The 23651-nt window shown below is 62.7% G+C and carries 24 protein-coding genes; 12 read left to right on the forward strand and 12 right to left on the reverse strand.

Going from position 1 to position 23651, the window contains the following annotated elements; all coding sequences use genetic code 11:
* Window positions 1–194 precede the first annotated feature (194 nt).
* From EOB59_RS22125 to EOB59_RS22135, 3 genes are read right to left on the reverse strand one after another with little or no spacing between them, the layout of a single operon-like run.
* Window positions 195–611: a cupin domain-containing protein gene (locus tag EOB59_RS22125; RefSeq protein ID WP_128289232.1), complete on the reverse strand. Its 417-nt coding sequence runs from the start codon at window positions 609–611 to the stop codon at window positions 195–197.
* 5 nt (window positions 612–616) lie between these two features.
* A complete protein-coding gene (locus EOB59_RS22130; RefSeq protein ID WP_128289233.1) occupies window positions 617–1480 on the reverse strand; it encodes a phosphoenolpyruvate hydrolase family protein in 864 nt (287 codons plus the stop codon).
* A gap of 12 nt (window positions 1481–1492) precedes the next feature.
* Window positions 1493–2689, reverse strand: a complete 1197-nt coding sequence (locus EOB59_RS22135; protein ID WP_128289234.1) for a Tm-1-like ATP-binding domain-containing protein — start codon at window positions 2687–2689, stop codon at window positions 1493–1495.
* A gap of 111 nt (window positions 2690–2800) precedes the next feature.
* On the opposite strand from EOB59_RS22135, the gene EOB59_RS22140 reads away from it, so the two are divergent.
* The 7 genes from EOB59_RS22140 to EOB59_RS22170 all read left to right on the forward strand — a co-directional run bounded on the left by EOB59_RS22140 (window position 2801) and on the right by EOB59_RS22170 (window position 9620).
* Window positions 2801–3496, forward strand: a complete 696-nt coding sequence (locus tag EOB59_RS22140) for a TetR/AcrR family transcriptional regulator (protein WP_128289235.1) — start codon at window positions 2801–2803, stop codon at window positions 3494–3496.
* A gap of 360 nt (window positions 3497–3856) precedes the next feature.
* Complete coding sequence (locus EOB59_RS22145) at window positions 3857–5173, forward strand: extracellular solute-binding protein (protein ID WP_023812445.1); 1317 nt, start codon at window positions 3857–3859, stop codon at window positions 5171–5173.
* Window positions 5174–5243: 70 nt separating this feature from the next.
* Window positions 5244–6149: a sugar ABC transporter permease gene (locus tag EOB59_RS22150; RefSeq protein ID WP_023812446.1), complete on the forward strand. Its 906-nt coding sequence runs from the start codon at window positions 5244–5246 to the stop codon at window positions 6147–6149.
* A gap of 1 nt (window position 6150) precedes the next feature.
* Window positions 6151–7110 carry a carbohydrate ABC transporter permease gene (locus EOB59_RS22155; RefSeq protein WP_127268334.1) on the forward strand — a complete coding sequence of 320 codons (960 nt, stop codon included), beginning with the start codon at window positions 6151–6153 and terminating at the stop codon, window positions 7108–7110.
* On the forward strand, window positions 7107–7328 hold the full coding sequence (locus EOB59_RS22160) for a hypothetical protein (RefSeq protein WP_127268335.1): 222 nt from the start codon (window positions 7107–7109) through the stop codon (window positions 7326–7328). The genes EOB59_RS22155 and EOB59_RS22160 overlap by 4 nt, the downstream gene beginning before the upstream one ends.
* Complete coding sequence (locus EOB59_RS22165; RefSeq protein ID WP_128289236.1) at window positions 7325–8428, forward strand: ABC transporter ATP-binding protein; 1104 nt, start codon at window positions 7325–7327, stop codon at window positions 8426–8428. The genes EOB59_RS22160 and EOB59_RS22165 overlap by 4 nt, the downstream gene beginning before the upstream one ends.
* Window positions 8429–8534: 106 nt before the next feature.
* Entirely contained in the window at window positions 8535–9620 is a 1086-nt protein-coding gene (locus EOB59_RS22170) for an ABC transporter ATP-binding protein (protein WP_128289237.1), read from the forward strand.
* A 115-nt stretch (window positions 9621–9735) separates the two neighbouring features.
* Here the strand turns inward: EOB59_RS22170 and EOB59_RS22175 are convergent, their stop codons facing one another.
* From EOB59_RS22175 to EOB59_RS22185, 3 genes are all read right to left on the reverse strand, one after another.
* The gene (locus EOB59_RS22175) at window positions 9736–10167 is read right to left on the reverse strand and encodes a DUF4437 domain-containing protein (RefSeq protein ID WP_127332286.1); all 432 of its coding nucleotides are present in this window, start codon (window positions 10165–10167) and stop codon (window positions 9736–9738) included.
* Window positions 10168–10338: 171 nt separating this feature from the next.
* Window positions 10339–11310: an AraC family transcriptional regulator gene (locus EOB59_RS22180; protein ID WP_164895719.1), complete on the reverse strand. Its 972-nt coding sequence runs from the start codon at window positions 11308–11310 to the stop codon at window positions 10339–10341.
* A gap of 532 nt (window positions 11311–11842) precedes the next feature.
* Complete coding sequence (locus EOB59_RS22185) at window positions 11843–12421, reverse strand: TetR/AcrR family transcriptional regulator (RefSeq protein WP_245486704.1); 579 nt, start codon at window positions 12419–12421, stop codon at window positions 11843–11845.
* Between the two features lie 99 nt (window positions 12422–12520).
* Here EOB59_RS22185 and EOB59_RS22190 point away from each other — a divergent pair, with 99 nt between their 5' ends.
* Complete coding sequence (locus EOB59_RS22190) at window positions 12521–13429, forward strand: SDR family oxidoreductase (protein WP_127318772.1); 909 nt, start codon at window positions 12521–12523, stop codon at window positions 13427–13429.
* A 60-nt stretch (window positions 13430–13489) separates the two neighbouring features.
* On the opposite strand, the gene EOB59_RS22195 is transcribed toward EOB59_RS22190, so the two are convergent.
* Window positions 13490–13837 carry a GFA family protein gene (locus EOB59_RS22195; protein WP_127268321.1) on the reverse strand — a complete coding sequence of 116 codons (348 nt, stop codon included), beginning with the start codon at window positions 13835–13837 and terminating at the stop codon, window positions 13490–13492.
* A gap of 119 nt (window positions 13838–13956) precedes the next feature.
* Between EOB59_RS22195 and EOB59_RS22200 the strand changes: the two genes are divergently transcribed.
* On the forward strand, window positions 13957–15252 hold the full coding sequence (locus EOB59_RS22200; RefSeq protein ID WP_128289240.1) for an amidase: 1296 nt from the start codon (window positions 13957–13959) through the stop codon (window positions 15250–15252).
* 18 nt (window positions 15253–15270) lie between these two features.
* Here the strand turns inward: EOB59_RS22200 and EOB59_RS22205 are convergent, their stop codons facing one another.
* Genes EOB59_RS22205 through EOB59_RS22225 form a run of 5 tightly spaced genes read right to left on the reverse strand, consistent with a single transcriptional unit; the run spans window position 15271 to window position 19522 of the window.
* Entirely contained in the window at window positions 15271–15657 is a 387-nt protein-coding gene (locus tag EOB59_RS22205) for a hypothetical protein (protein ID WP_128289241.1), read from the reverse strand.
* A gap of 42 nt (window positions 15658–15699) precedes the next feature.
* Entirely contained in the window at window positions 15700–16680 is a 981-nt protein-coding gene (locus EOB59_RS22210) for a hydroxyacid dehydrogenase (protein ID WP_128289242.1), read from the reverse strand.
* 5 nt (window positions 16681–16685) lie between these two features.
* The gene (locus EOB59_RS22215) at window positions 16686–17402 is read right to left on the reverse strand and encodes a FadR/GntR family transcriptional regulator (protein WP_013529506.1); all 717 of its coding nucleotides are present in this window, start codon (window positions 17400–17402) and stop codon (window positions 16686–16688) included.
* A 2-nt stretch (window positions 17403–17404) separates the two neighbouring features.
* Entirely contained in the window at window positions 17405–18574 is a 1170-nt protein-coding gene (locus EOB59_RS22220; RefSeq protein WP_128289243.1) for a mandelate racemase/muconate lactonizing enzyme family protein, read from the reverse strand.
* Between the two features lie 60 nt (window positions 18575–18634).
* Window positions 18635–19522, reverse strand: coding sequence for a sugar phosphate isomerase/epimerase (locus EOB59_RS22225; protein WP_027037785.1), 888 nt, complete (start codon window positions 19520–19522; stop codon window positions 18635–18637).
* Window positions 19523–19921: 399 nt separating this feature from the next.
* Between EOB59_RS22225 and EOB59_RS22230 the strand changes: the two genes are divergently transcribed.
* The 3 genes from EOB59_RS22230 (at window position 19922) to EOB59_RS22240 (ending at window position 23392) form a co-directional block, all read left to right on the forward strand.
* Entirely contained in the window at window positions 19922–20977 is a 1056-nt protein-coding gene (locus tag EOB59_RS22230) for a sugar phosphate isomerase/epimerase (protein ID WP_128289244.1), read from the forward strand.
* Between the two features lie 149 nt (window positions 20978–21126).
* Entirely contained in the window at window positions 21127–22314 is a 1188-nt protein-coding gene (locus EOB59_RS22235) for a Gfo/Idh/MocA family oxidoreductase (RefSeq protein WP_128289245.1), read from the forward strand.
* 226 nt (window positions 22315–22540) lie between these two features.
* On the forward strand, window positions 22541–23392 hold the full coding sequence (locus EOB59_RS22240; protein WP_127809264.1) for a sugar phosphate isomerase/epimerase: 852 nt from the start codon (window positions 22541–22543) through the stop codon (window positions 23390–23392).
* Window positions 23393–23651: the final 259 nt, after the last annotated feature.

The following is a 23651-nucleotide window of genomic DNA, read 5'->3' on the forward strand; positions in this document are numbered from 1 at the left end:
CCGCCCCTCATCCGCCTGCCGGCACCTTCTCCCCGTATAGTGACGGGGAGAAGAGGGCAGCCGCGCCCTCGGCACCTATTTGGTGGCGTTGAAAATTGGCGAAGCGCCGGTGACTGCGTCTTTCTCCCCGTCACTATACGGGGAGAAATGTCCGGCAGGACAATGAGGGGCAGCGCTACCCTAGAACAAGTTCATCACTGCCCCGGCGCGATCAGCCTGAAATCCGGCAGCTCACGCAAAACCAGTTCAGGCCCGGCCGGCGAATAGACGACGAAAAGCTGCATCGGCTCGTCGCCGGTGTTCAGCGTCGAATGAAAGCGGCTTTCCGGGACATAGATGGTGCAGCCGGGACCGACTTTTGCGACCACCGGATTGCCCTTTTCGTCCTCGACCATCTGCTCGCCATGACCGGAGATGACGAAGATGATTTCTTCCGCGCCCGGATGGTTGTGGCGCGTGTGACCCTTGCCGGACGGCAGGTCGACGACGCCGCCGGAAAACCGGGTTGCGCCATTCACTTCGGGCGCCACCGTCAGCGCCAATTTTCCCCAGTCGAAGCCGAAGGCGCTGACGTCCTTCGGATAGACAAACATTTTGCTCTTGTCGGTCATTTCTCTCATCCCTTCTTTTTCTTCGTGGTCTTCTCGCCACCAAGCGTCACCGATTTGAAATCAGCGGTCTGCCTGGCGATTGCGGCTTCCGCCGGCAGCCGTTCCATCGAGCTGGCGCCATAGAAGCCGTGCAGGCCCTTGGCATGGGAGAGAATGTAACGGGCGTCGTCCGGCATCGAGATCGGGCCGCCATGGCAAAGCAGGATGACATCCTTACGCACCGAGCGCGCGGCATTGGCGATGGCGTCGATCTCGACGATGCAGTCGTCGAGCGACTTGGCTGAGGTGGCGCCGATCGAGCCGCCGGTCGTCACGCCCATATGGGCGACGATGATGTCGGCGCCGGCCTTGGTCATGGCGCGGGCCTCGTCGGGGTTGAAGACATAGGGCGTGGTCAAGAGGTCGAGCTTGTGCGCCTCGGCGATCATGTCAACCTCGTGGCCGAAGCCCATGCCGGTCTCTTCGAAACTCTGCCGCATGCTGCCGTCGAACAGGCCGATGGTGGGAAAATTCTGCACGCCGGAAAAGCCCATCGTCTTCAGCTCTGCCAGCAGCAGCGGCATGATGACGAAGGGGTCGGTGCCGTTGACGCCGGCCAGCACAGGCGTGTGTCTGACCACCGGCAGCACCTCGTAGGCCATCTCCTTGACGATCTCGTTGGCATTGCCATAGGCGAGCAGGCCGGCGGCCGAGCCGCGCCCGGCCATGCGGTAGCGGCCGGAATTGTAGATGATGATGAGGTCGATGCCGCCGGCCTCCTCGGCTTTCGCCGACAGGCCGGTGCCGGCGCCGCCGCCGACGATCGGCACGCCCTTGTCGATCATTCCCCTGAATTTCTTCAATATGTCCTTGCGCGGTATGGCGGGCATTTTTGAGATCTCTCACTGTCTGGCGATGTCGAGGAAGGCCGATGTTGCAGCCTTTGCGAATTCCGGGTCGTTGATATGCAGCGGCAGGCGCGTCACGCGGCGCTTGCCGTTGGGCTGGATGGTGCGCTCGATGGCTTCGAACAGAACGGCGTCGGCTTCCGGGTCGAAGAAGGCGCCGCCTTCGATGTCGAGCGCCGAGACGCCTTTTTCCGGGATGAGAAGATGCACCGGCCCTCCGCAGCGGGCGAGCCTGGTGCCGATCCACTCGCCGATCGCGCGGCATTCGTCCGCCGTGGTGCGCATCAGCGTGACATTGGGATTGTGTTCGTAGAACAGCCGATCGCGATAGGGCTCCGGAATGGTCGAAGGCGCCCAGAAGTTCACCATGTCGAGCGCGCCGACGGAGCCGACATAGGGCAGCCCCGTGCGAACTATGGCGCCGAAACGATCCTCCGTCGCCGGCAGCACACCGCCGAACAGCAGATCGCAAACTTCGGTCGTGGTGATGTCGACGACGCCGGACAGCAAGCCGCTGTCGGCCAGCTTTTCCATGCTGCGGCCGCCGGTGCCGGTGGCGTGGAAGACCATGCAGTCATATCTGGAACGGAGCTGGTCGGCGATGGCGGTCACGCAAGGCGTTGTGACGCCGAACATGGTGAGGCCGATCGATGGTTTGCCGTCGGGTGGCGGCGCCGGCTTGGTTGCCATGCCTACGATCGCCTGGGCGGCATTGTGCAGCACGACACGGGAGATCCGGTTCAGTCCGGCCATGTCGGTCACCGCCGGCATCATGATGATGTCGGAGACATCGACATAGGGAGCGGTATCGCCGGAGGCGAGCGTCGAGACCATGATCTTGGGCAAGCCGAGCGGCAGGGCGCGCATGCCCGATGTGATGATCGATGTGCCGCCACCGCCGCCGATGCCGATCATGGCTGCGATGTCGTTGCGCGATTGGGCAAAGCGGGCGAAGGCGATGCCCATCGCGGCGACCGCGGCGCCACGGTCATTGCCGCCGAGCACGGCGTCACGGCCGCCGGGATGATGGTCGGCGATTTCCCTCGCGCCGATGTCGACGGGGATGGTTGCGTCGCGCGTTCCGACATCGACACGACAAACGAGGGCGCCCGCAGCAGTGATCGCATCGGCCAGGAAGGCGAGCTCCTCGCCCTTCGTGTCCGCGGTACCCGCCACATAGATACGCTTCATTGCGCTCCCCCGATCCTGGCAGGCGCGATGCCGCCCCCATTGCTCATTGCCCGGGCCACTCGACGATGCGGACACCATTGCAAATTTTTGAGACGCGCGTATCGTATTGGCATGAATGTCTCACGTCAACAATCCGCTGCGAGCGACGACGCTGAACGGGCAACCGGCCCGGTGCCCGAACGTGGTCCGCGCGCGCGGACCAAACGGCTGATGCTGGAGACGGCAACAAGGCTGATGCAGGCGGGCGTCACGCCCTCGGTCAGCGAGGTCGCCGAGGCGGCCGAGGTTTCCCGTGCCACCGCCTATCGTTACTTCCCGAGCCAGTCGGCACTGGTGCAGGCCGTCGTCGACGAGGGGCTGGGGCCAATCCTCACCTGGCAATCGACCTCCGCCGATGCCGAGCGCCGGGTCGCGGAGCTGTTCGATACGGCCATGCCGCGCATCGAGGCCTTCGAAGCCACGTTCAAGGCAGCACTGAAGCTGTCGCTCGATCAATGGGCGCGGCGTCAGGCCGGCACGCTGGGCGCTGAGCCCGCCTTTACGCGCGGCCATCGCATCGACTTGCTGAAGGATGCGATCGCGCCGCTCAAGAGCCGTTTGCCGCCGCGCGACTTCAAGCGGCTGGCGCAGGCGCTGTCGCTGATCTTCGGCGTCGAGGTGCTGATTGTGCTCAAGGATATCTGGGGACTGGACAGCCGCCGGACGAGGGCGGTCGCGCAGTGGGCAGCCGGGGCGCTGGTGCGTGCGGCAGTCGCGGAATCGGTCGATGAAGGAGGCAGCCCCGATCCGAAGGCAGTCATGAAATAGAGCCTATCTGGTTCGACCAGATTGGCATGCACGCTACTGATCTTAGCCGTTGAGTGGGGTGTCGGACAATACCCAATCATATCACTGAGTAGGAAAATCTTGGTAAAACAGGCAGATAAAGCCGGAATCCGATGGCAATGACCACGTCAAGCTGTCAAGAAAGGGCTTGACGTGCATGCAAAATTGGTAATACCAGATTGGATCAGAAAAGCGGATCGAAAGTGAGGGCTGCGATCCATTTTCCGGCAGGGGCGAGGAGGCTCGAAACCGGGAAGGTGCGATCACGGGAGGAACTACCAGGGCCGGCCCCGTTGCCGGCTCGCACGATAAGGTAGAACGCGCACAAGGGAGGAAATCATTATGCGCAAGTTAGTGACCAGCGCACTTGCTGGTATCGGCTTAACGCTTGCCTGCGGAACGTCCGTTTACGCGCAGGACAAAGAACTCACCATATTCTGGGCGGAATGGGATCCGGCGAACTATTTGCAGGAACTCGTCAATCTCTACGAGGCCGAGACCGGCGTGAAGGTCACGGTCGAAACCACACCTTGGTCCGACTTCCAGACCAAGGCATTCACCGAGTTCAACGCCAAGGGCAGCGCCTACGACATGGTGGTCGGCGACTCGCAGTGGATCGGTGCCGCATCCGAGGCGGGCCACTATGTCGACCTTACCGACTTCTTCAACAAGCATAATTTGAAGGAGGTGATGGCGCCGGCGACTGTCAAGTACTACGCCGAATATCCGTCGGCCTCTGGCAAGTACTGGTCGATCCCGGCCGAGGGTGACGCAGTCGGCTGGTCCTACCGTAAGGACTGGTTCGAGGACCCCAAGGAAATGGAAGCCTTCAAGGCCAAGTATGGCTACGATCTCGGCGTGCCGAAGGATTTCAAGGCGCTGCGCGACATTGCCGAATTCTTCCACCGTCCCGACCAGAAGCGCTACGGCGTCGCCATCTACACCGACAATTCATATGATGCCCTGGTGATGGGCGTCGAGAACGCCATCTTCTCCTACGGCGGCGAGCTTGGCGACTATGCCACTTACAAGGTCGACGGGATCATCAACTCCGATCAGAACGTCAAGGCGCTCGAGGTCTACAAGGAACTCTATTCCTTCACACCTCCTGGTTGGGCCAAGAGCTTCTTCATCGAGGACAACCAGGCGATCACCGAGAATCTGGCTGCGATGAGCATGAACTACTTCGCCTTCTTCCCGGCGCTCATCAACGAAGCCTCGAACCCGAATGCCAAGAACACAGGCTTCTTCGCCAACCCGGCCGGCCCGAACGGCGACCAGTTCGCCGCGCTCGGCGGCCAGGGCATCTCCGTCATCTCCTATTCCAACAACAAGGAAGAGGCGATGAAGTTCCTGGAATGGTTCATCAAGGACGAGACGCAGAAGAAGTGGGCGGAACTCGGCGGTTACACGGCAAGTGCCAAGGTGCTCGAGTCGCCTGAATTCCAGAACGCCACGCCTTACAACAAGGCCTTCTACGAAACCATGTTCAAGGTGAAGGACTTCTGGGCGACGCCGGAGTACGCCGAGCTGCTCATCGCGATGAACCAACGCGTCTATCCGTACATCACCGGCAATCAGGGCACGGCCAAGGAAGTGCTCGATTCGCTCGCCGCGGACTGGAACGCGACGTTCAAGAAGTACAACCGCGTGAAGTAAGCGGTACTAACGCTCGGAAGGGGTGGGAGCCCACCCCTTCCGTTTTCTTTTCTCAAGGAAGGAACTGGCTTTGGCCACTGCAGTCATGACCACGCTGGATCCCAACTCGCGCTCCGCCACCCGCGGCATGAGCGACCTCACGATCCGAAATCTCTTCATCATTCCGACGATCGTTTTCCTGATCGTCTTCAACATCTTTCCACTGCTCTATTCGCTCGGCTATTCGTTCACCGACTTTCGCGCGTCGAGCCCGGCGGCGGCCAATTTCGTCGGACTGCAGAATTACCGCGAACTGCTCAACGACCCGTTCATCTGGTCGAATTTCGCCATCACCGCCAAATATGTCATCGTCTCCGTGGTCGGTCAGGTCATCGTCGGCTTTGGCGTGGCGTTGCTGCTCAACCGCGATATCCCGCTGAAGGGCCTGCTGACGACACTGCTGCTGTTGCCGATGATGCTGTCGATGGCCGTCGTCGGTCTGTTCTGGAAACTGCTCTATGATCCGTCATGGGGTGTCATCAACTATGCACTCGGCCTCGGCAATTTCGAGTGGCTGTCTAACCCTGACATGGCGCTCTACGCGGTTGCCATCACCGACATCTGGATGTGGTCGCCCTTCGTCATGCTGCTGTCGCTTGCCGGCCTGTCGGCAGTGCCGAAGCACCTCTACGAGGCGGCGGCGATCGACCGCGCCGGCTCGTTCTATACCTTCTTTCGCATTACGCTGCCGCTGGTCGCGCCGATTCTGATGATCGCGATCATCTTCCGCACCATGGAGGCGTTCAAGACCTTCGATCTCGCCTACATCCTGACCAGCCAGCCAACCACCGAGGTGATCTCGATCCGGCTCTACAAGATGGCGTTCCAGGAATGGCAGACCGGGCGCTCCTGCGCGCTTGCCTACATCGTGCTGATCATGGTGCTGGCTATCACCAACATCTACGTCAAATACCTCAACAAGGTGAAGGAGCGCTGAGATGGCCGCCGTCCGCACTTCTTCCGAAATCGGCTTCAATCGCGTCGCCATCGTCGTTGTCCTTTTGGTGACGATCATCTTCCTGGCGCCGATCTACTGGATTGCCTCGACGGCGTTCAAGCCGCGCAATCTTGCCACGACCATCCCGCCGACGGTGGTGTTCCAGCCGGAGATATCGCCCTTCGTCAAACTGTTCACCAAGCGCTCGCAACTGCGTAGCGCGCCGACGCCGGAAGAGTATGCGGCAGCGCCCTGGTGGGAGCGCGTCGTCTTCGACGGCGGTGAAAAGATCGTGCGCGACGGCAAGGGCCAGGTGCAATGGTCCGGCTATCCGAGCCGCTTCATGAACTCGCTGATCATCGCCATCACCTCCACGGTGCTGGCGGTCGGCATGGGCACCTTCACCGCCTATGGCTTTTCGCGCTTCAAGGTGAAGGGGGAGGCTGACCTGCTCTTCTTCATCCTGTCGACACGCATGCTCCCGCCGGTGGTGGTGGCGATCCCGATGTTCCTGATGTACCGGGCGGTCGGCCTCAACGACACGCATGTGGGCCTGATCATCCTCTACACCGCCTTCAACCTATCCTTCTCGGTGTGGCTGATGAAGGGTTTTATGGATGAGATACCGAAAGAGTATGAAGAGGCGGCCCTGGTCGACGGTTACACGCGCATGGAGGCCTTCTTCAAGATCGTGCTGCCCGAGGCGGCCACCGGCATCGCCGCCACCGCGGTGTTCTGCTTCATCACCGCGTGGAACGAATATGCCTTCGCACTGATCATGACCAACCGCCGCGCCCAGACCGCACCGCCCTTCATCCCGAGCCAGGTCGGCTCGGGCCTGCCGGACTGGACGGTGATCGCCGCCGGAACCTTTCTATTCCTGCTGCCGGTCGCGATCTTCACGTTCCTGCTCCGCAACCATCTGCTGCGCGGCATGTCCTTCGGAGCGATTCGCAAATGAGCTTTCGTGCCATCAACCAGAAATATCTGGAGCCCGGTTCGCAGGTGCTGATGGTGCTCGGCATCATAGCACTCTGCCAGCCCTGGAACCTGTTGTTGCACACATATGGCCTGACCATCATCCTGATCGGGCTGGTCGGCTTCAACGTCACCTCCAAGATCGCGCCTGAGGAAAAGGCCGGCACCGGCCAGGTGCGCAATCCGGGAGCACAGCATTGACCCAGATCGAGCTTCGCGGCGTCCAGAAATTCTTCGGCGCCGTCCAGGTCATCAAGGACCTGAACCTCAAGATCGCCGACAACGAGTTCATCGTTCTGCTCGGCCAGTCGGGCTGCGGCAAGACGACGACGCTGCGGGCCATCGCCGGGCTGGAAACGATCGACGAGGGCGACATCCTCATCGACGGCAAACCGATCCAGCATCTAAAGGCCGCCGACCGCGACATTGCCATGGTCTTCCAGTCGTTCTCGCTCTATCCGCATATGAGCGTCTACGAGAACATCGCCTTCCCCTTGCGCGCCACGCGCAAGAGCAAGACGGAGATCGACAGCGAGGTTCGCTCCGTCGCCAAGACGCTGCAGATCACCGATCTGCTGGACAAGAAGCCATCGGCGCTCTCGGGTGGCGACATGCAGCGCGTCGCCATTGGCCGGGCGCTGGTGCGGCGGCCGAAGGCCATGCTGATGGACGAGCCGATCGGCGCGCTCGACGCCAAGCTGCGCGAGGAGATGCGGGCCGAGATCAAGCGGCTGCACATCAAGCAAGGGTCGACGACCATCTATGTGACGCACGACCAAGTCGAGGCGATGAGCCTCGCCGACCGCATCGTCATCATGCATGAAGGCGTGCTGCAGCAGGTCGGCTCGCCCGACGAGGTCTATTCGCACCCGGCCAATCTGTTCGTGGCGCAATTCGTCGGCAGTCCGGTGATGAACGTCGCCGATGCGGCAGTCGCCGAGACGGCGTCCTCGGTCTCGGTGACGGTCGGCGGGGCTCCCGCCGGCTTCGAGTTCCCGCGGGCGCTGCTGTCGAAGCTCAACGGCCATGCAGGCGGCCAGCTCGCGCTCGGCATCCGGCCGGAAGGCGTTCTCATCCGCCGCGAGGCGACGGAGGGGTTTTTGCCGGTCGAGACGCAGATCGTCGAGCCGCTTGGCTCCTTCGACATTGTCGATCTCAAGGTCGGCTCAAAGATGCTGCGCGCACGCACCAAGAGCGGCTTCGTCGCCGGTCCCGGCCAGAAGGTGTTCGCCAGGATCGATCCGGCCCAAGCGCATTTCTTCGACACGGCAAGCGGCAAGTCGCTGGGAGTGAGATTGTGATGGCCGAAGGACACGAAAGGCCAATGACTTGGCCTTTCGAACAATCGAACGCCCGGAGCTATAGCGGAGGGCAGACGCCCTCGAAAAAGAGATCGGGACGATAGACATGGCCCATATCCAGCTCAAGAACATCTCGAAGACTTTCGGCAACCACACTGCGCTCACCGGGCTCGATCTCGATATTGCCGATGGCGAGTTCTTCGTGCTGCTGGGCGAGACGGGCGCCGGCAAGACGACGACGCTGCGGCTTATCGCGGGCCTGGAAAAGCCGAGCGAAGGCCAGGTCTTCATCGACGGCGTCGACGTCGCCGACTGGGGTGCGGCCGAGCGTGACGTGGCGCTGGTGCTGCAGCAATACTCGCTCTATCCGCGCTACACGGTGCGCGAAAATCTCGAATTCCCGCTGAAGCCGAAAATTCGCCGGCTGCCCGACGCCGAGATCAAGGATCGCGTCGACCGTGCCGCCCGTACGCTGCGGATCGAGCACCTGCTCGACCGCAAGACGGATCGGCTGTCCGGCGGCGAGATGCAGCGCGTCTCGATCGGCCGCGCCATCGTGCGCAAGCCGCGTGTGTTCCTGATGGACGAGCCGCTGTCTGCGCTCGACGCCAAGCTGCGCGAGGCGCTGCGGACTGAACTGAAGAACCTGCAGATGCAGCTCGGCGCCACCTTCCTGTTCGTCACCCACGACCAGATCGAGGCGATGTCGATGGGCGACAAGGTCGGCGTGCTCAACCATGGCCGCATCATTCAGACCGGCACGCCGCACGAGATCTACAACAATCCGCGCGATACCTATGTGGCGAGCTTCGTCGGCTCGCCGCCGATGAACCTCATCGACGGCAAGCTTGTGAACGGCCGCGCGGTGATGGCTCCGTTGAACTTCGAACTGCCTTTTTCGGGGGGAGCCAAAGCGGGCGGGGCGACCGACGGTCGCCCGCTCGTCTTTGGCATTCGTCCCGAGGACGTCTATCTCGAGAGCGGCGCGCCGGTCGAGGCGCATGTTCACGACGTCGAGAACCACGGCGTCGAAAAGATCCTGACGCTGCGCGTCGGCGACGCGACACTGCGTGCCACCGTGCCGGCCAGGACCGACGTCGCCATCGAGCAGGCGGTGCGCTTTGCCTGGAACCCCGACAAGGTGGTGCTGTTCGACAAGGGCAGCGGCGTCAGCTTGCGACACGCCTCATAAAGCGCGTCGCGCTGAAACGGATTCATGCGACGCGCTTTAGGTCTTTGTTTTGTGCATGTCGTTCTCCCAAAACCGAGGTCACTTTTGGGCGACATGCGTGAGGCCGCATCCCAGCCTATTTCTGGAAGTAGGTCTCGTAGGGCGTGTCGTTGATCAGCAGGATCACGCATTCCGTGTCGGAGACGCAGGCGTCGTCATGCATCTCATTGGCTTTCTGGGTCCAGTAGGATCCAGGAGGCAGTTCGACCTTGGTCGCCTCGCCGCCATCCATCTGCCAGTGCGCCCACAGCCCCTTTATGACCACCGCGCGATAATCCGCGGTGTGCGCATGGACAGGTGCACGCCAGTTGCCGGGAACCTTCAGCAACGTGCCTGCCGGGCCCTTGGCCCGCTCGCCCCACAATGGGCCAAGACGATGCGGCTGGTCGGGTACTTCCGCCACATAGGGGATCTTGTCGGCCGGCAGGTAGCTGTCCTCGAGGGCAAAGGCGCGCCCGGGAACCGCAAGCATGACGGCGAGTGCGATGACCTTCGGATGATTTGGCATTGGTTCTCCTCTTCGGACCGACTGGACGCCGGCCTCTGGCTGCCTGGTTCTGGCAAGCTATTGCATGCGGGTGGCCCGGCAATGGCATTGCGTCCGGAAGGCTTGGCAATTCATCCAGACCCGGCAATTCATCCAGACCCTGCGATCCATGGCCGCGGATCCGGGATCGTCTCAGCGGTTTTCGGAGGTGCCGTCGACGGTGCGCAGGTGGCTGGGCGCGATGCCTATGATGCGCTTGAACGCCCGGCTGAACGACGCTTCGGAATCGTAACCCAGTCTGGCGGCGACCACCGAAACCCGCATCCGATCGTCGATAAGCCATTGCCGCGCCTGGTGCATGCGTATCCGGGCGACATATCTCGCCGGTGTTTCGCCAACGACGGCCGTGAAGCGTTCGGCGAAGGCCGATCGCGAGGCGCCCATTTCGCGCGCCAGCGCTTCGACAGTCCAGTTCCTGTCGGGCTGCAGATGAATGGCGGCAAGTACGCGGCCGATGTCGCGATCCCTGATCGCCGCGATCCAGCCTCTGGTGTCGCCGCCGCTGTTTTCCACCCATGAACGGATGATGCTTGCAGCCAGTACGTCGGCCAGCCGCGCCAGCATGCCGCCGGAACCAGCGCGGTTCATGGTGATTTCGCCGGCCATGGCTTCCAGCAGATGCGGAATACCTGGCTCGCCAGCCATCAATTCCTTGGCGCGCATCATGTCCGGCATCATGCCCAGCAAGGGGTGCGATCCGTCCAGATTGAAGCGCATGCTGCCGCAAAACAGCAGGGTTTTTGGACCCCGGCCGCCGTTCGAGACATTGAAGAAATTGTCCTGCAAAGGCTCGACAGTGTAGCTTTCGATCGGCACGGCAGGAATGCCAGGCGCGCTGGCAACGACATGCTCGGCGCCGCGCGGCAAGAGCAACGCATCGCCGGGTGTTAGCTCAATCCATTCTCCGGCTGGCGAAAACAGCCAGCATCCGCGGCGGCCAATGAAGTGAAACCGCGCAGCCTTCTGGGCTGGAAACAACACGGCCCACGGCTCTGAAAGTTCGCAGCGGCCATAGTCGACGCCATCAAGCCGCAATCCGCGCAAGATGTCGGTGAGCGGACCCTCCGAGGCCGGCAAGGCAGTCTTGGGCGAGGTGAAAACCATGCGGATTTTTCTAGAGCAGTTCATCGTTTAACGGAAACGTTGAACCGCTCTATCTCTTTGTTTTGACGCAATTCCGGACGGAAAAACCGCTTCACACTTTTCCTGGAATTGCTTTAGCCTGGAATCGCCAGTCCGTCACGGCCTCCATGTGTCGGCTCAGGGCAACGAACTCGGGTCAACGGGTTCCTTCGGAGCTTTCGCCGCGACGCAGGCTGACGGAGCATCAAACGAAAAACCCGCATGCGCGGCGGGTCACTGGCGCAAATCAGCACCATAGACAGAAATGTAGCATAACTGAGATCACCGAGTCAAGAAAAAATTCCTATCGCGAAAAGCTGCCGGGCAAAAAAGCCGCCAACATCGCCGAACTGGCTGCTGCCTTTGTCAGCTGAGTTCGGAACCCTGTGCGTCAGCTGGCCTGGCGGATATCGGCCTGTTCCTCGGCCCGGAGATGGCTGCGCGCCGAGCCGATGACGCGCTTGAAGGCGCGGCCGAAGGCGGCATCGGATTATAGCCGAGACTCCAAGAACCATCACGGTTTTCGGGCCGGCGCCGTTGTGATGGCAGCGACGAAGCGGTTCAGGCTGTCCTCGACATAGGCGGCCACTTCGATCGCCGGGTCAAAGCTCCACCACAGCAACGAGCCTTGCCAATGCGAGGCCATCAGCAGGCCGATGTCGCGTGGCGGGTTGGGCGTCTTGGCAAAACAGGCTGCAAGTGTGTCGCACAGGAACGCCTTCCAGGCCGCACCCCGCGCCCTGAGCACGGGATCGCGCAGATCCTCGCGCAGGACAAGCAGGCCTTCGGCATAGGATTCGATGCCGCCATAGGATTGCGACAGCGCCACCAGCAACGCGACCGCACCGGTGGGTGTTCTGGGAACGGTGGCTGCCAGCTTTCTGGTGTTCTCGTCGAGACCGTCCCAGGCGTGCAGCAAAGTGCGCTGTTTCAGCTGCGCCTTGTTCTTGAAGCGCTGCACCAGCGTTGCACCGGAGAGACCGCAGGCCTTTGCCAGACGCTCGAAGGTGAGTGCTTCGGGACCATGCTCGTGGATTAGCCGGTGCGCGGTCTCCAGCACCTGCTCGTCGGACTGGGTTTTTGGCCGTGTCATCTTGACATCCCGATATAACCGAATGATCATTTATATATATGGCGCGAACAGCACAAGCCAGCCTTGTCTGATCGATGAGTCCGTTTTTGGGAGAGTTCAATGACGCTGCAAGGGAAAGTTGCTCTGGTCGCCGGCGGGACGCGCGGCGCCGGACGGGGCATAGCGATCGAACTCGGCGCAGCCGGCGCCACCGTCTATGTCACCGGGCGCAGCACGCGCGCCCAGCAATCCGAATATGCCCGGCCCGAAACCATCGAGGAAACAGCGGAACTGGTCTCGGCGAACGGAGGCAAGGGCATCGCCGTTCAGGTCGATCATCTGGTGGCCGACGATGTGCGCAAACTGGTCGAGCGCATCCGCACCGAACAAGGCCGGCTCGACATACTGGTGAATGACATCTGGGGTGGCGAGAAACTGTTCGAGTGGGACAAACCGGTCTGGGACCACAATCTGGACAACGGCCTGCGCATGCTGCGGCTCGGCATCGACACGCATCTGATCACCGCGCACCATGCGCTGCCGCTGTTGATCGAACGTCCGGGCGGGCTGCTCGTCGAGGTCACAGACGGCACGGCCGAATACAATGCCGATCACTACCGGCTCTCGCCATTCTACGATCTCGCCAAGGTCGCGGTGACGCGCATGGCATGGGCGCATGCCCAGGATCTCGCAAAACACGACGCAACGTCCGTGTCGCTGACGCCCGGCTGGCTGCGTTCGGAGATGATGCTGGAAGCCTTTGGCGTGAGCGAGGGCAATTGGCGCGACGCCACCGCTGAGGTGCCGCATTTCGTCATTTCCGAGACGCCACGTTTCGTCGGCCGCGCCGTTGCGGCTTTGGCGGCGGATCCGGACCGCTCGCGCTGGAACGGACAGTCGCTGTCCAGCGGCGGGCTGGCGCAGGTCTACGGCTTTACCGACCTCGACGGCTCACGGCCCGACGCCTGGCGTTATGTTCCCGAGGTTCAGGATGCCGGCAAGCCCGCCGATGCGACGGGCTATCGATAGGTAATTGGTTCCTGCGCAATTCCGGACGGAAAACCGCTGCGCAGTTTTCCTGGAATTGCGTCAGGCGGACCGCCCGTCGAAATCGAAGACCGACAGGGTCGAGGGGTCGAGATCGGCCACGCAGTTGATATTGATGTAGGCGCTGCGTTCACGCCCTTCGCGGACATCCTCTGCAAAGGGATGGATGCCGCAGGCCCGGCAGAACCGGTGCGCGATGGCATGGTTGCCGAATGTGTAAGTGCCCAAATCGTCGCCCCAGGCCAGGACCCGCAAGGTCTCATGCGGAATGGCACACAGCAGGGCGCCCTTGCGCGTGCAGATCGAACAATTGCACCTGATGGCACCGGTCAGTTCGGCCTTGAATTCGAAGGCCACCTTGCCGCAGTGGCAGCTGCCTTTGTAGAGCATCGGGTTTTTCCTCGTATTCGACAGGGTGCAAAACTGCCTGCGCCGGGTTAAGTCTGGGCAAGCCATGCACTGGCCGCACCCCCTTAAGACGTTCAAGGCGTCCGGAGTCCGACACCGAAATGCAGTCAGTCCGCGATCATCTGGAAACCATTCTCGCGCGCCTCGCCGCCCGTGCTGGCGAAGAGCGCGTGTTCACGAAGCTCTATGCCGAAGCCGCACGGGCCGCGGCTGATGCCAGCGATGCCCGCAAGCGGGCAGGGGTGACGCTAGGGCCGCTCGACGGCACCATCGTCTCGATCAAGGACCTGTTCGATGTCGCCAGCGAGCCAACCACGGCTGGCTCGCTGATGCTTAGGACCGCAGCACCTCCGCTGCGCGATGCCGTGATCGTCAGCCGGCTGCGGCAAGCCGGCGCGGTCATTATCGGCAAGACCAACATGACCGAATTCGCCTTCACCGCGATCGGCGACAACAGCCATTTCGGCACGCCTGGCAATGCCGTGGACGCCAGTCGCATTCCGGGCGGCTCTTCCTCGGGCGCAGGCGTTTCCGTCGGCGAGGGGACAAGCGAAATATCGATCGGTTCCGATACCGGCGGTTCGATACGCATACCGGCTTCACTCAACGGTGTCGTCGGCTTCAAGCCGACAGCGCGACGCGTGCCGCTCGCCGGCGCGTTCCCATTGTCCGCCACGCTGGACTCGATCGGGCCGCTTGCCCGAACCGTCGCCCAATGTGCCGCCGCCGACGCCGTGATGGCCGGCGAGGTGCCGACCGCGCTGATGTCGATTGCCCTTGCAGGGCTTCGCATAGGCATTCCGCGCGGCGTCCTTTTCGAAGAGACGGAAGACGAGGTGGCGACCGCGTTCGACCGCTGCCTTGGCAAGATCGAGCAGACAGGCGCGCGGATCGCCGACCTGTCGATCGATGACCTGCTTGCCGATTTGCGCGCGGCGACCAAGCGTGGCTCGATCGCTGCTATGGAAGGGGCCGAAGTGCATGCCGACTGGCTGGCGACAGGAGCGTCGGTGCCGGTCGACCCGCATGTCAGCGGACCTTTGTCGCGGGCGGCAATGCTGCCGACGCCTGTCTACATCAGGGCAATGCGTCGTCGCGCAGCACTTGCCGCCGCCATGGACGAGCGGCTGGCATCGGTCGATGTGCTGGCTCTGCCGACCACGCCGGTGACGGCGCCGACCATCGTCTCGATGGCTGACGACGCCGAGCTGCGCGACCGCACCGAGGGCCTGCTGCTGCGCAACACGCAGGTTGCCAACCAGTTCGATCTCTGCGCGATCTCGATACCGATGCCGGGTACTCCGCTGCCCGCCGGATTGATGCTGGTGGCGCGCAACGGGCATGACCGGCGCCTGCTGCGGATTGCTGCCGAAATAGAGCAGCTGCTTGGCGCGTGACCAGGGCTGAACCGCCTATCAGTGCGACGAACAGTGCTTGCGTTCGCTGTCCTTGGCGGTCCGCACGATACGGGTCGCGACCAGCCAGGGCAGATTGTACTTCTCGCCGGTGATGGTCTGGGTGCGGTGCTCGATCGAGCCTCTGACGACGATCTTGCCGGCATAAAGCGCGTCGGAAAGATCGGTTATCGCCTTGTCGGCCTGCGGCAATCCGCTTGGGTCGATCGAGACGCCCTTGATGATCGCCCCGGTGGCAAGGTCGAGTGCGCTGTTCGACGGGCACGGCGCCTTGAAGCAGCGCAGCCCGTTGTCGCAATAGACATAACTGCTTTCGGCCGCGAATGACGGCATGGCGCAGAGCGAACAGACGACGACTACCAGGGATGCGAGGCGTGGATCGGACATGACCCTCAGCGTCGCGAAGAATTGGGGCGAAACCGCGATGCGTTACAGGTTCGCCGGAAACCGCCGCCGATAGTGATCGACCACCTCCGGATTGCGCAGATTGACCGGCAGCTTGTTGGCCAGCACCAACAAGGCTTCACCCGCCGCGCCGACGCCCATGCGCATCATCGATTCCTCGGTGATCCCGGCCATGTGCGGCGTGATGATGACATTGTCGAAGCCGAAATAGGGATGGTTCGACGGCAGCGGTTGCGTGGCAAAAACGTCGAGCGCGGCACCGCCGATACGGCGTCTCTGCAACGCCTCGATCAGCGCATCGTCATCGATGACCGGTCCGCGCGACACGTTGATCAGCAGAGCATGCGGCTTCATGCGGGCGATCCGCTCACGGTTGATCAGGCCGCGCGTTTCCGGCGTCAGCGGGCAGCACAGAACGATGATGTCGCTCTGCTCGACGAGAGCGTCGATCGACAGGAAACCGACCTTGTCAGGCGCCGGCTGCATGCTGCGCGTCGTTGCCACCACCTTCAGGTCGAAGCCGTGCGCGGCGATATGGCCAACCGCCTGGCCGACGGCGCCGAGGCCGACGATGCCGATCGTCTTGCCGGCAAGCTCGCTGCTGGAATTGGCGTGCTCGCGGCCGGCGAGCCAGCCTTTGGTGCGCAGGTCGCGGTCAACGACGCGGAAGTTGCGCAGCAAGGCGAGCGCCGCGAACATGACGTGCTCGGCAACCGAGCGGGCATTGACCGCCGGCACATTCGCCACCAGCACGCCGGCCGCCGCCGCTGCTTCCATCGGGATCATGTCGAGCCCGGCGCCATGACGGATTGCCGCCCGCAGCAGCTTTGCGCCGTCGAAAAGCTGTGGTGGCAGCGGCGCGCGCACGATGACGATATCAGCATCCTTCGCCTCGGCAGCCAGCGTGGCCGGATCGATGGCGGAGGCGACGACGAGTTCTCCGGCGCCGGCCAGCATGGCCGAGGCGCGCGGGTGCAGGGCGTGGGTCGTGAGGATACGGGCCATGTCGGTCAAGCTTTTTCGAGCGCCGGGCTTTGAGGTTCCTCGCCATGGCCCTCGATCAGGCCTTTCCAGTAGCTCTCAGCCCCTTGCAAATGGGCGCTCATCAGCGCCTGGGCGAGATTGCCATCGCGGCGCAGCAGCGCCTCATAGATCTGGATATGCTCGGCATGCGAGCGCACGTTGCGCTCGGGGTCGTTGAAATAGATCGGCAGGCGCTGCTCGCCCATCATGTAGTAGACGCTGCAGACATTGTGGAAGACGCTGTTCTTGGTGGCGCGCACGATCTCGAGGTGGAATTCACGGTCTTCCCTGGCAAGCCCTTCGCCGGCGGCAATGCGCTCTTCCGAAGCTTTCAGTATCTCGCGCAGCCGCTCGAAATTCTCCTCTGTGGCGCGCGAACAGGCAAGTTCGGCCGCCTTGATCTCGTGGATCTTGCGCAGTTCGACCGTTTCGTAGATCTGGATCGGGTCGAGCGGCAGGCCCGCGCGGGCAAAGAGCGCCATGGCCTCCACGCTGGCCTGCTTGGTGTCGATGTAGATACCGGACTTGGCCCGGCGCTCAACGATGCGCATGGCCTCCAGGATGGCCAGCGCCTCGCGGATCTGGCCGCGGCTGACGGCGAAATGCTCCGCCAGTTCGCGTTCCGAAGGCGTTCGGCCGCTCTCCTTGTCCGAATGGGAGAACAGGTAGGCAGCGAGTTCCGCGAGGAGGTTCTTTTCTTTCATCGTCAACCGCGTTGCGCGTGCGCCTCCAGGAACCGCTCCGAAATGGTGAATCCCAGACCCGGTTTTTCCGGGATCGCTATCATGCCGTCCCTGGCTTCGACAGTCTCTTCGACCAGATCGTGGATCATCGGGTTGGCGCCGAGCGAATATTCGACGGTGAAACTCGACGGCGAGGCGGCGCAGACATGCAAGCCTGCGAAAAAACAGGGCGCGCCGGCCCACAGATGCGGTGCAAAGCGCAGATTGAAGGCGCTGGCGATGGTGCCGATCTTCATCGCTTCGCTGATGCCGCCGCAGAAGGCGGGATCCGGCTGGAAGATGTCGGCGGCTTTCAGCACGGCGAGATCGCGGAAGGCATAGCGTGTCGCCTCGCTTTCGCCGGTGGCGATCGGGACGGCACCTGACGCCCGCACTTCAGCCATGCCGGGCTTGTCGTCGGCGATGATAGGTTCCTCGAACCAGGCGAGGTCCAAATCGTTGACAAGGTGGATGAAGCGCTTGGCCTCGGCCACCGTGTAGGTGCCGTGCGCGTCGACCATCAGTTCGACATCGGGGCCGAGCGCCTGCCGTGCGGCCCGCACGCGGCCGGCCGAAATGTGCGCCGCGCCATCCATGGCGCCAACCCGCATCTTCAGCGCCTTGAAGCCGCCCTTGGCGATGTAGGATTTCAACTGCTCGCCGATGGCGTCGGCAGCCGCCCAGCCGCCGGACGCGTAAGCCGGCATGCGATCGAGCTTGCGGCCGCCCAGCAGCCGCCAGACCGGAACGTCAAGCGATTTGCCAAGAATGTCCCACAGCGCGATGTCGACGGCGCTGATGGCAGCGATGCTCATGCCGCGCCGCGCCAGTTGCGGCATGGCGTGGCCGCCGCGCGCTGCGCTGTCGTGGCGCACGCCATTGTAGAGCATCTCCCATATGACGCCGATGTCCGCCGGATCGCGGCCGACCAGCTGAGGCCCGACCTCATGGTTCAGCATGTGGACGAGTGCACCGTAGCTGCCGGCACTGCCGGCGGCGTTCTTGCCTTCGCCCCAGCCGACCAGCCCGTCATCGGTTTCGATGCGCAGGATGGCGGCGTCGAAGGTCGTCACCTGACCGAAGTCGCTGCGGTGCTGCCGAGCGGCTTCGATCGGAACGCGGATCCACCAGGCTTGGACGGACTTGATACGCATATTCTTCCCCAGCCCCGCCGCCGGTCAGGGCGGAAGGGCGAATTTCCCAGAGGCAGTCGGCTACTTGATCAGCGGCAATAACGTTTCGGCGTTGATGCGCATCTGGTCGGTGTAGAATTTCTCGGTGAGCACGCTGGAGCCGTGGTCCTGGATGAACTTCAGCTGCTCGGGCGAGATGTCGACCGGATTGCGCTCGACCATGTCGGGATAGGGGGCTGCCGGCGTCCGGTCGACGGGCGCGACGAACTCATTGGTCAGCGCGCCGTCGTAGCCGATCTCGCGCAAGGTGGCGACGATCTTCGGCCAGTCGATCTGGCCGAGGCCGGCGGCAAACCGGTTGTTGTCGGCGACGTGGAAGTCGAACAGGCGCTTTCCGACCTGCCGGATCGCGTCATGGACGTTAAATTCTTCCATGTGGATGTGGTAAGCGTCGAGGCACACGCCGCATTCGGGGCTGACCGCGTCAGCCAGCGCCAGTGCCTGGGCGCCGCGATTGAACAGATAGGTCTCGAAGCGGTTGAGGGGTTCGACAGCGATCTTGACGCCGACCTTCTTGGCGTGGGTGAAGCATTCACGGGTGGCGTCGACGACCCACTTCCATTCCTCTTCTTCGGTCCCGTCAGGCACGACCTTGCCGACGGTGGCCGGAACCAGCGTGATGATCTCGCCATCGAGTTCGCTGACCATGGTCAGCACGTCCTTGACATACTGAACGGAACGCTCGCGCTGGCCCTGGTTCCTGGCGGCAAGATTGCGCTCGCCCAGCATCAGGGTCACCGCGCCCCAGCAGCGAATACCATGCTCCTTCAGCAGCGCCCGGGTCTCCTTGGTCTTGTACTGCTCGGGCTCGCCGGAAATCTCGATCGACTCATAGCCGAATTTCTTGATGCGCTTGAGCGTCGTCTCCAAGGGTTCCGCGCGCATCCAGTTGTGCGTCGAAAGATGCATGGTCTGTCCTTCCCAAATCGTCTCTATGGTTCGCCTGCGACATGCATCGCCAAAAGGCGACACAAAGGTTCCTCCCCAAGGCGTTCCCAGCCTTTTTTCGCAAACTGGTTCGACCAATTGGGCCTGAAGCGAGGTCTACAGCAAATTCTCCAGATCGGCAAGAAGCGCTGGGGTGCAACTTTCTCTATGGATTATTTCCTTGATTATATTGAGATATATAGGCCTGCAACAGGTGATTTTGGGGTCTTGATGGCGCATTGCGCGGCTTGACCAAATTTCCACATTTGGTAATACCAGAATGGCGGTGCGTGCAAGCACCCGTTGAGAAAAGACCAAAGTGGCTGGCCCTGCTTCCAATCGGCGCTATGCTCGGTCGAGAGAGAAATGAGGGAGGATGCGATGCCGACGACAATGAAGGGCCCTGGGCTGTTTCTGGCGCAGTTCGCGGGCGACGCCGCGCCGTTCAACTCACTGGCGTCGATCACCAAATGGGCGGCCGGTCTCGGCTACAAGGGCGTGCAGATCCCGACCTGGGACGCGCGGCTGTTCGACCTCAAGAAGGCGGCTTCTTCCAAGGCCTATTGCGATGAGGTGAAGGGCATCTGCGCTGACGCCGGCGTCGAGATCACCGAACTGTCGACGCATCTGCAGGGGCAGTTGGTCGCGGTTCATCCAGCCTATGACGCGCAGATGGATGGCTTTGCGCCGCCGTCGGTGCACAACAATCCCGCAGCCCGGCAGGAGTGGGCTGTCGAGCAGATGAAGTTCGGCGCTAAAGCATCGCGCAATCTGGGCCTGAATGCTTCAGTGTCGTTTACCGGCTCGCTGGCTTTCCCTTATCTCTATCCGTTCCCGCAGCGACCGGCTGGACTCATTGAGGAAGCGTTTGGCGAGCTCGGCAAACGCTGGAAGCCGATCCTCGACGTCTACGAGGACAACGGCGTCGATGTCGGCTATGAAATTCACCCCTCTGAAGACGTGTTCGACGGCGCCACCTTCGAGATGTTCCTCGATGCGGTCGGGGGCCACAAGCGCTGCAACATCAACTACGATCCGTCGCACTTCCTGCTGCAGCAGCTCGACTATCTCGAGTTCATCGACATCTATCACGAGCGCATCAAGGCGTTCCACGTCAAGGACGCCGAGTTCAACCCGACCGGCCGGCAAGGCGTCTATTCCGGCTATCAGAGCTGGACCAACCGCGCCGGGCGCTTCCGTTCGCTGGGTGACGGACAGGTGGATTTCGGCGGCATCTTCTCCAAGCTGACGCAGTACAATTATGATTCCTGGGCGGTGCTGGAGTGGGAGTGCTGCCTGAAGCATCCGGAGGATGGTGCGGCCGAAGGCGCGCCTTTCATCGAGCACCACATCATCCGCGTGACCGAAAAGGCATTCGACGACTTCGCCGCCGGCACCACCGACAAGAAGTTGCTGCGCGCCATGATGGGAATCTAGCTCGACTTTCCCTCCCCCTGGCGGGGAGGGTGGCCCGAAGGGCCGGGAGGGGTCGGTTCATGCCGAGCTCTGCCTCAACGACCCCACCCGATCCGCTGCGCGGATCGACCTCCCCTCAAGGGGGAGGTGGCAACAGCGAGGAGCAAGATATGGTCGGCGCATCGAAGTCGGAAACGGGAGGCGGCCCGATCCGCTACGGCATGGTCGGCGGCGGGCAAGGCGCCTTCATCGGCGCGGTGCATCGGATCGCGGCGCGGCTGGACAATGATTTCGTGCTGGTTGCCGGTGCTTTGTCAGCCGACCCGGCCCGTGCCAAGGCCTCGGCCGCCGAACTGGGACTCGACCCCGCACGCAGCTATGCATCCTATGCCGAGATGGCCAAGGCGGAGGCGAAGCGCCCCGACGGCATCGAGGCGGTGGCCATCGTCACGCCCAACAATGTGCATGTGCCGGCGGCGAAAGTTTTCCTCGAGGCCGGCATCCACGTCATCTGCGACAAGCCGCTGGCGACGACGCTGGCCGAGGCGAAAAAGCTTGCGGCGATCGTCGAGAAGACCGGCAAGGTGTTCGTGCTGACGCACAACTACACCGCCTATCCGATGGTCCGGCAAGCACGCGAAATGGTCGCCAAGGGCGTGCTCGGCGACATCCGCATCGTGCAGTCCGAATATCCGCAGGACTGGCTGACCGAGGATTTGGCAGCGACAGGCCAGAAGCAGGCGGCGTGGCGCTCCGATCCCAAGCAGGCAGGCGCCGGCGGCGCGCTGGGCGATATCGGCACGCATGCCTACAACCTCGCCCGCTTCGTCTCGGGGTTGGAACTGGACTCCCTGTCGGCCGATCTCGACGCCTTCGTGCCGGGCCGGCTTCTCGATGACAACGTCAACGTCATGCTGCGCTTCAAGCCTACCGGCAAGACGCATCCGGCCAAGGGCATGATCTGGGCAAGCCAGGTGGCACCCGGCCACGAGAACGGGCTGAAGCTGCGCATCTATGGCTCCAAGGGTGGGCTGGAATGGGTGCAGGCCGACCCGAACTATCTCTGGTACACGCCGTTCGGCCAGCCGAAGCAATTGATCACCCGCAACGGCGCCGGCGCGCTGCCGGTGGCGGGCCGTGTCAGCCGCGTGCCGTCGGGTCATCCCGAGGGCTATCTCGAAGGTTTCGCCAACATCTACCAGGAGGCCGCACGCGCCATCCGCGCGGCACGCCGCAAGGGCGGCAAGCCGCCCAAGGACGTCGTCTTCCCGACCATCCAGGACGGCGTCGAGGGCATGGCCTTCATCGAGGCCTGCGTGAAATCGTCGAAGAAGAATGGGGCGTGGACGAAGCTGTAGTCGCACGGCGGGTAACGAAGGCCCCCTCACCCGGATTGCCAGCCGAATTGCGAAGGGCAATTCGGGGCAATCCGACCTCTCCCCGAGGGGAGAGGAGGAAGCCGAGGCCCGTGCTCGTCTCTTCTCCCCTCGGGGAGAAGGTGACCGCGAAGCGGCCGGATGAGGGGACTTTGCGCGAAGCTGACGGGAACAGCCCGCACGCAGCATCAAATGGGGAGGGGCGTCGATGAAAATCGGCATGTGCATGTTCTTGTGGACGACGGCGGTGTCGAAGAAACACGAGCCGCTGTTGCGCGACATCAAGGCGACCGGCTTCGATGGCGTCGAGATACCGATCTTCGCCGGCGCGCCGGACGACTACAAAAAACTCGGCGATCTGCTCGACCGCATCGGACTGGAGCGAACCTCTGTTTCGGCCATGGGCGATCCGGCGATGAATTTGATCTCGGCCGACGCGGCGACGCGCAAGGCCGGGGTCGACTACATGAAATGGGCGATCGACTGCGCGCAGGCACTTGGCGCCAGCACGCTGAGCGGCCCGCTGCATTCGACGCTCGGGTCGTTTTCCGGCTCCGGACCGACCTCTGCCGAGAAAAAGCGCTCCGTCGCCTCGCAACGCGCGATCGGCGACCATGCCGGCAACAAGGGCGTCACCATCGGCCTCGAGGCGCTCAACCGCTTCGAATGCTATCTCCTCAACACGATGGCGGATCTGTCGGAGCATATCGACGCCATCGACCGGCCGCACATCAAGGCGATGTACGATACTTTCCACGCCAATATCGAGGAGGCCGACCCGATCGGCGCCTACACGAAACATCGCAGGAATGTCGTGCATATCCATATTTCGGAGAATGATCGCGGCGTGCCGGGGCGCGGCAACATTCCCTGGACAGAAACATTCTCAGCCATCCGCAAGAGCGGCTATGACGACTGGCTGACGATCGAGGCGTTCGGCCGCTCGCTGAAGGACTTGGCGGCGGCAACGAAGGTGTGGCGGGATTTTTCCGAGACGCCGGAAGCGGTCTATCGGGAGGGGTATAGGCATATCAAGAGCGGGTGGAAGAAGGCGGCATAGGCGCCCTGATGGGCGATGGTGGCGCAAGGGAAGACCTGTGTCGGCAACCCTTGGCGCGAGGCGAGCCAATGATTGCGCCCTGGCCATTTTCCATTTGCGTTCGCGGCGGTTGCCAGGTGGCTCCCCCACTCCGTCTCGGCTTCGCCGAGCCACTTCTCCCCCCTCCGGAGGGAGAGGAAAGGCGCCGGCCGGCATAAGCTCGCGCCCTTCCTCTCCCCCGTCGATCGGGGGAGAGGTGTCCCGAAGGGCCGGAGTGGGG

The organism is Mesorhizobium sp. M7A.F.Ca.MR.176.00.0.0 (assembly GCF_004023165.1).
In the GTDB taxonomy this organism is placed as follows: Bacteria; Pseudomonadota; Alphaproteobacteria; order Rhizobiales; family Rhizobiaceae; genus Mesorhizobium.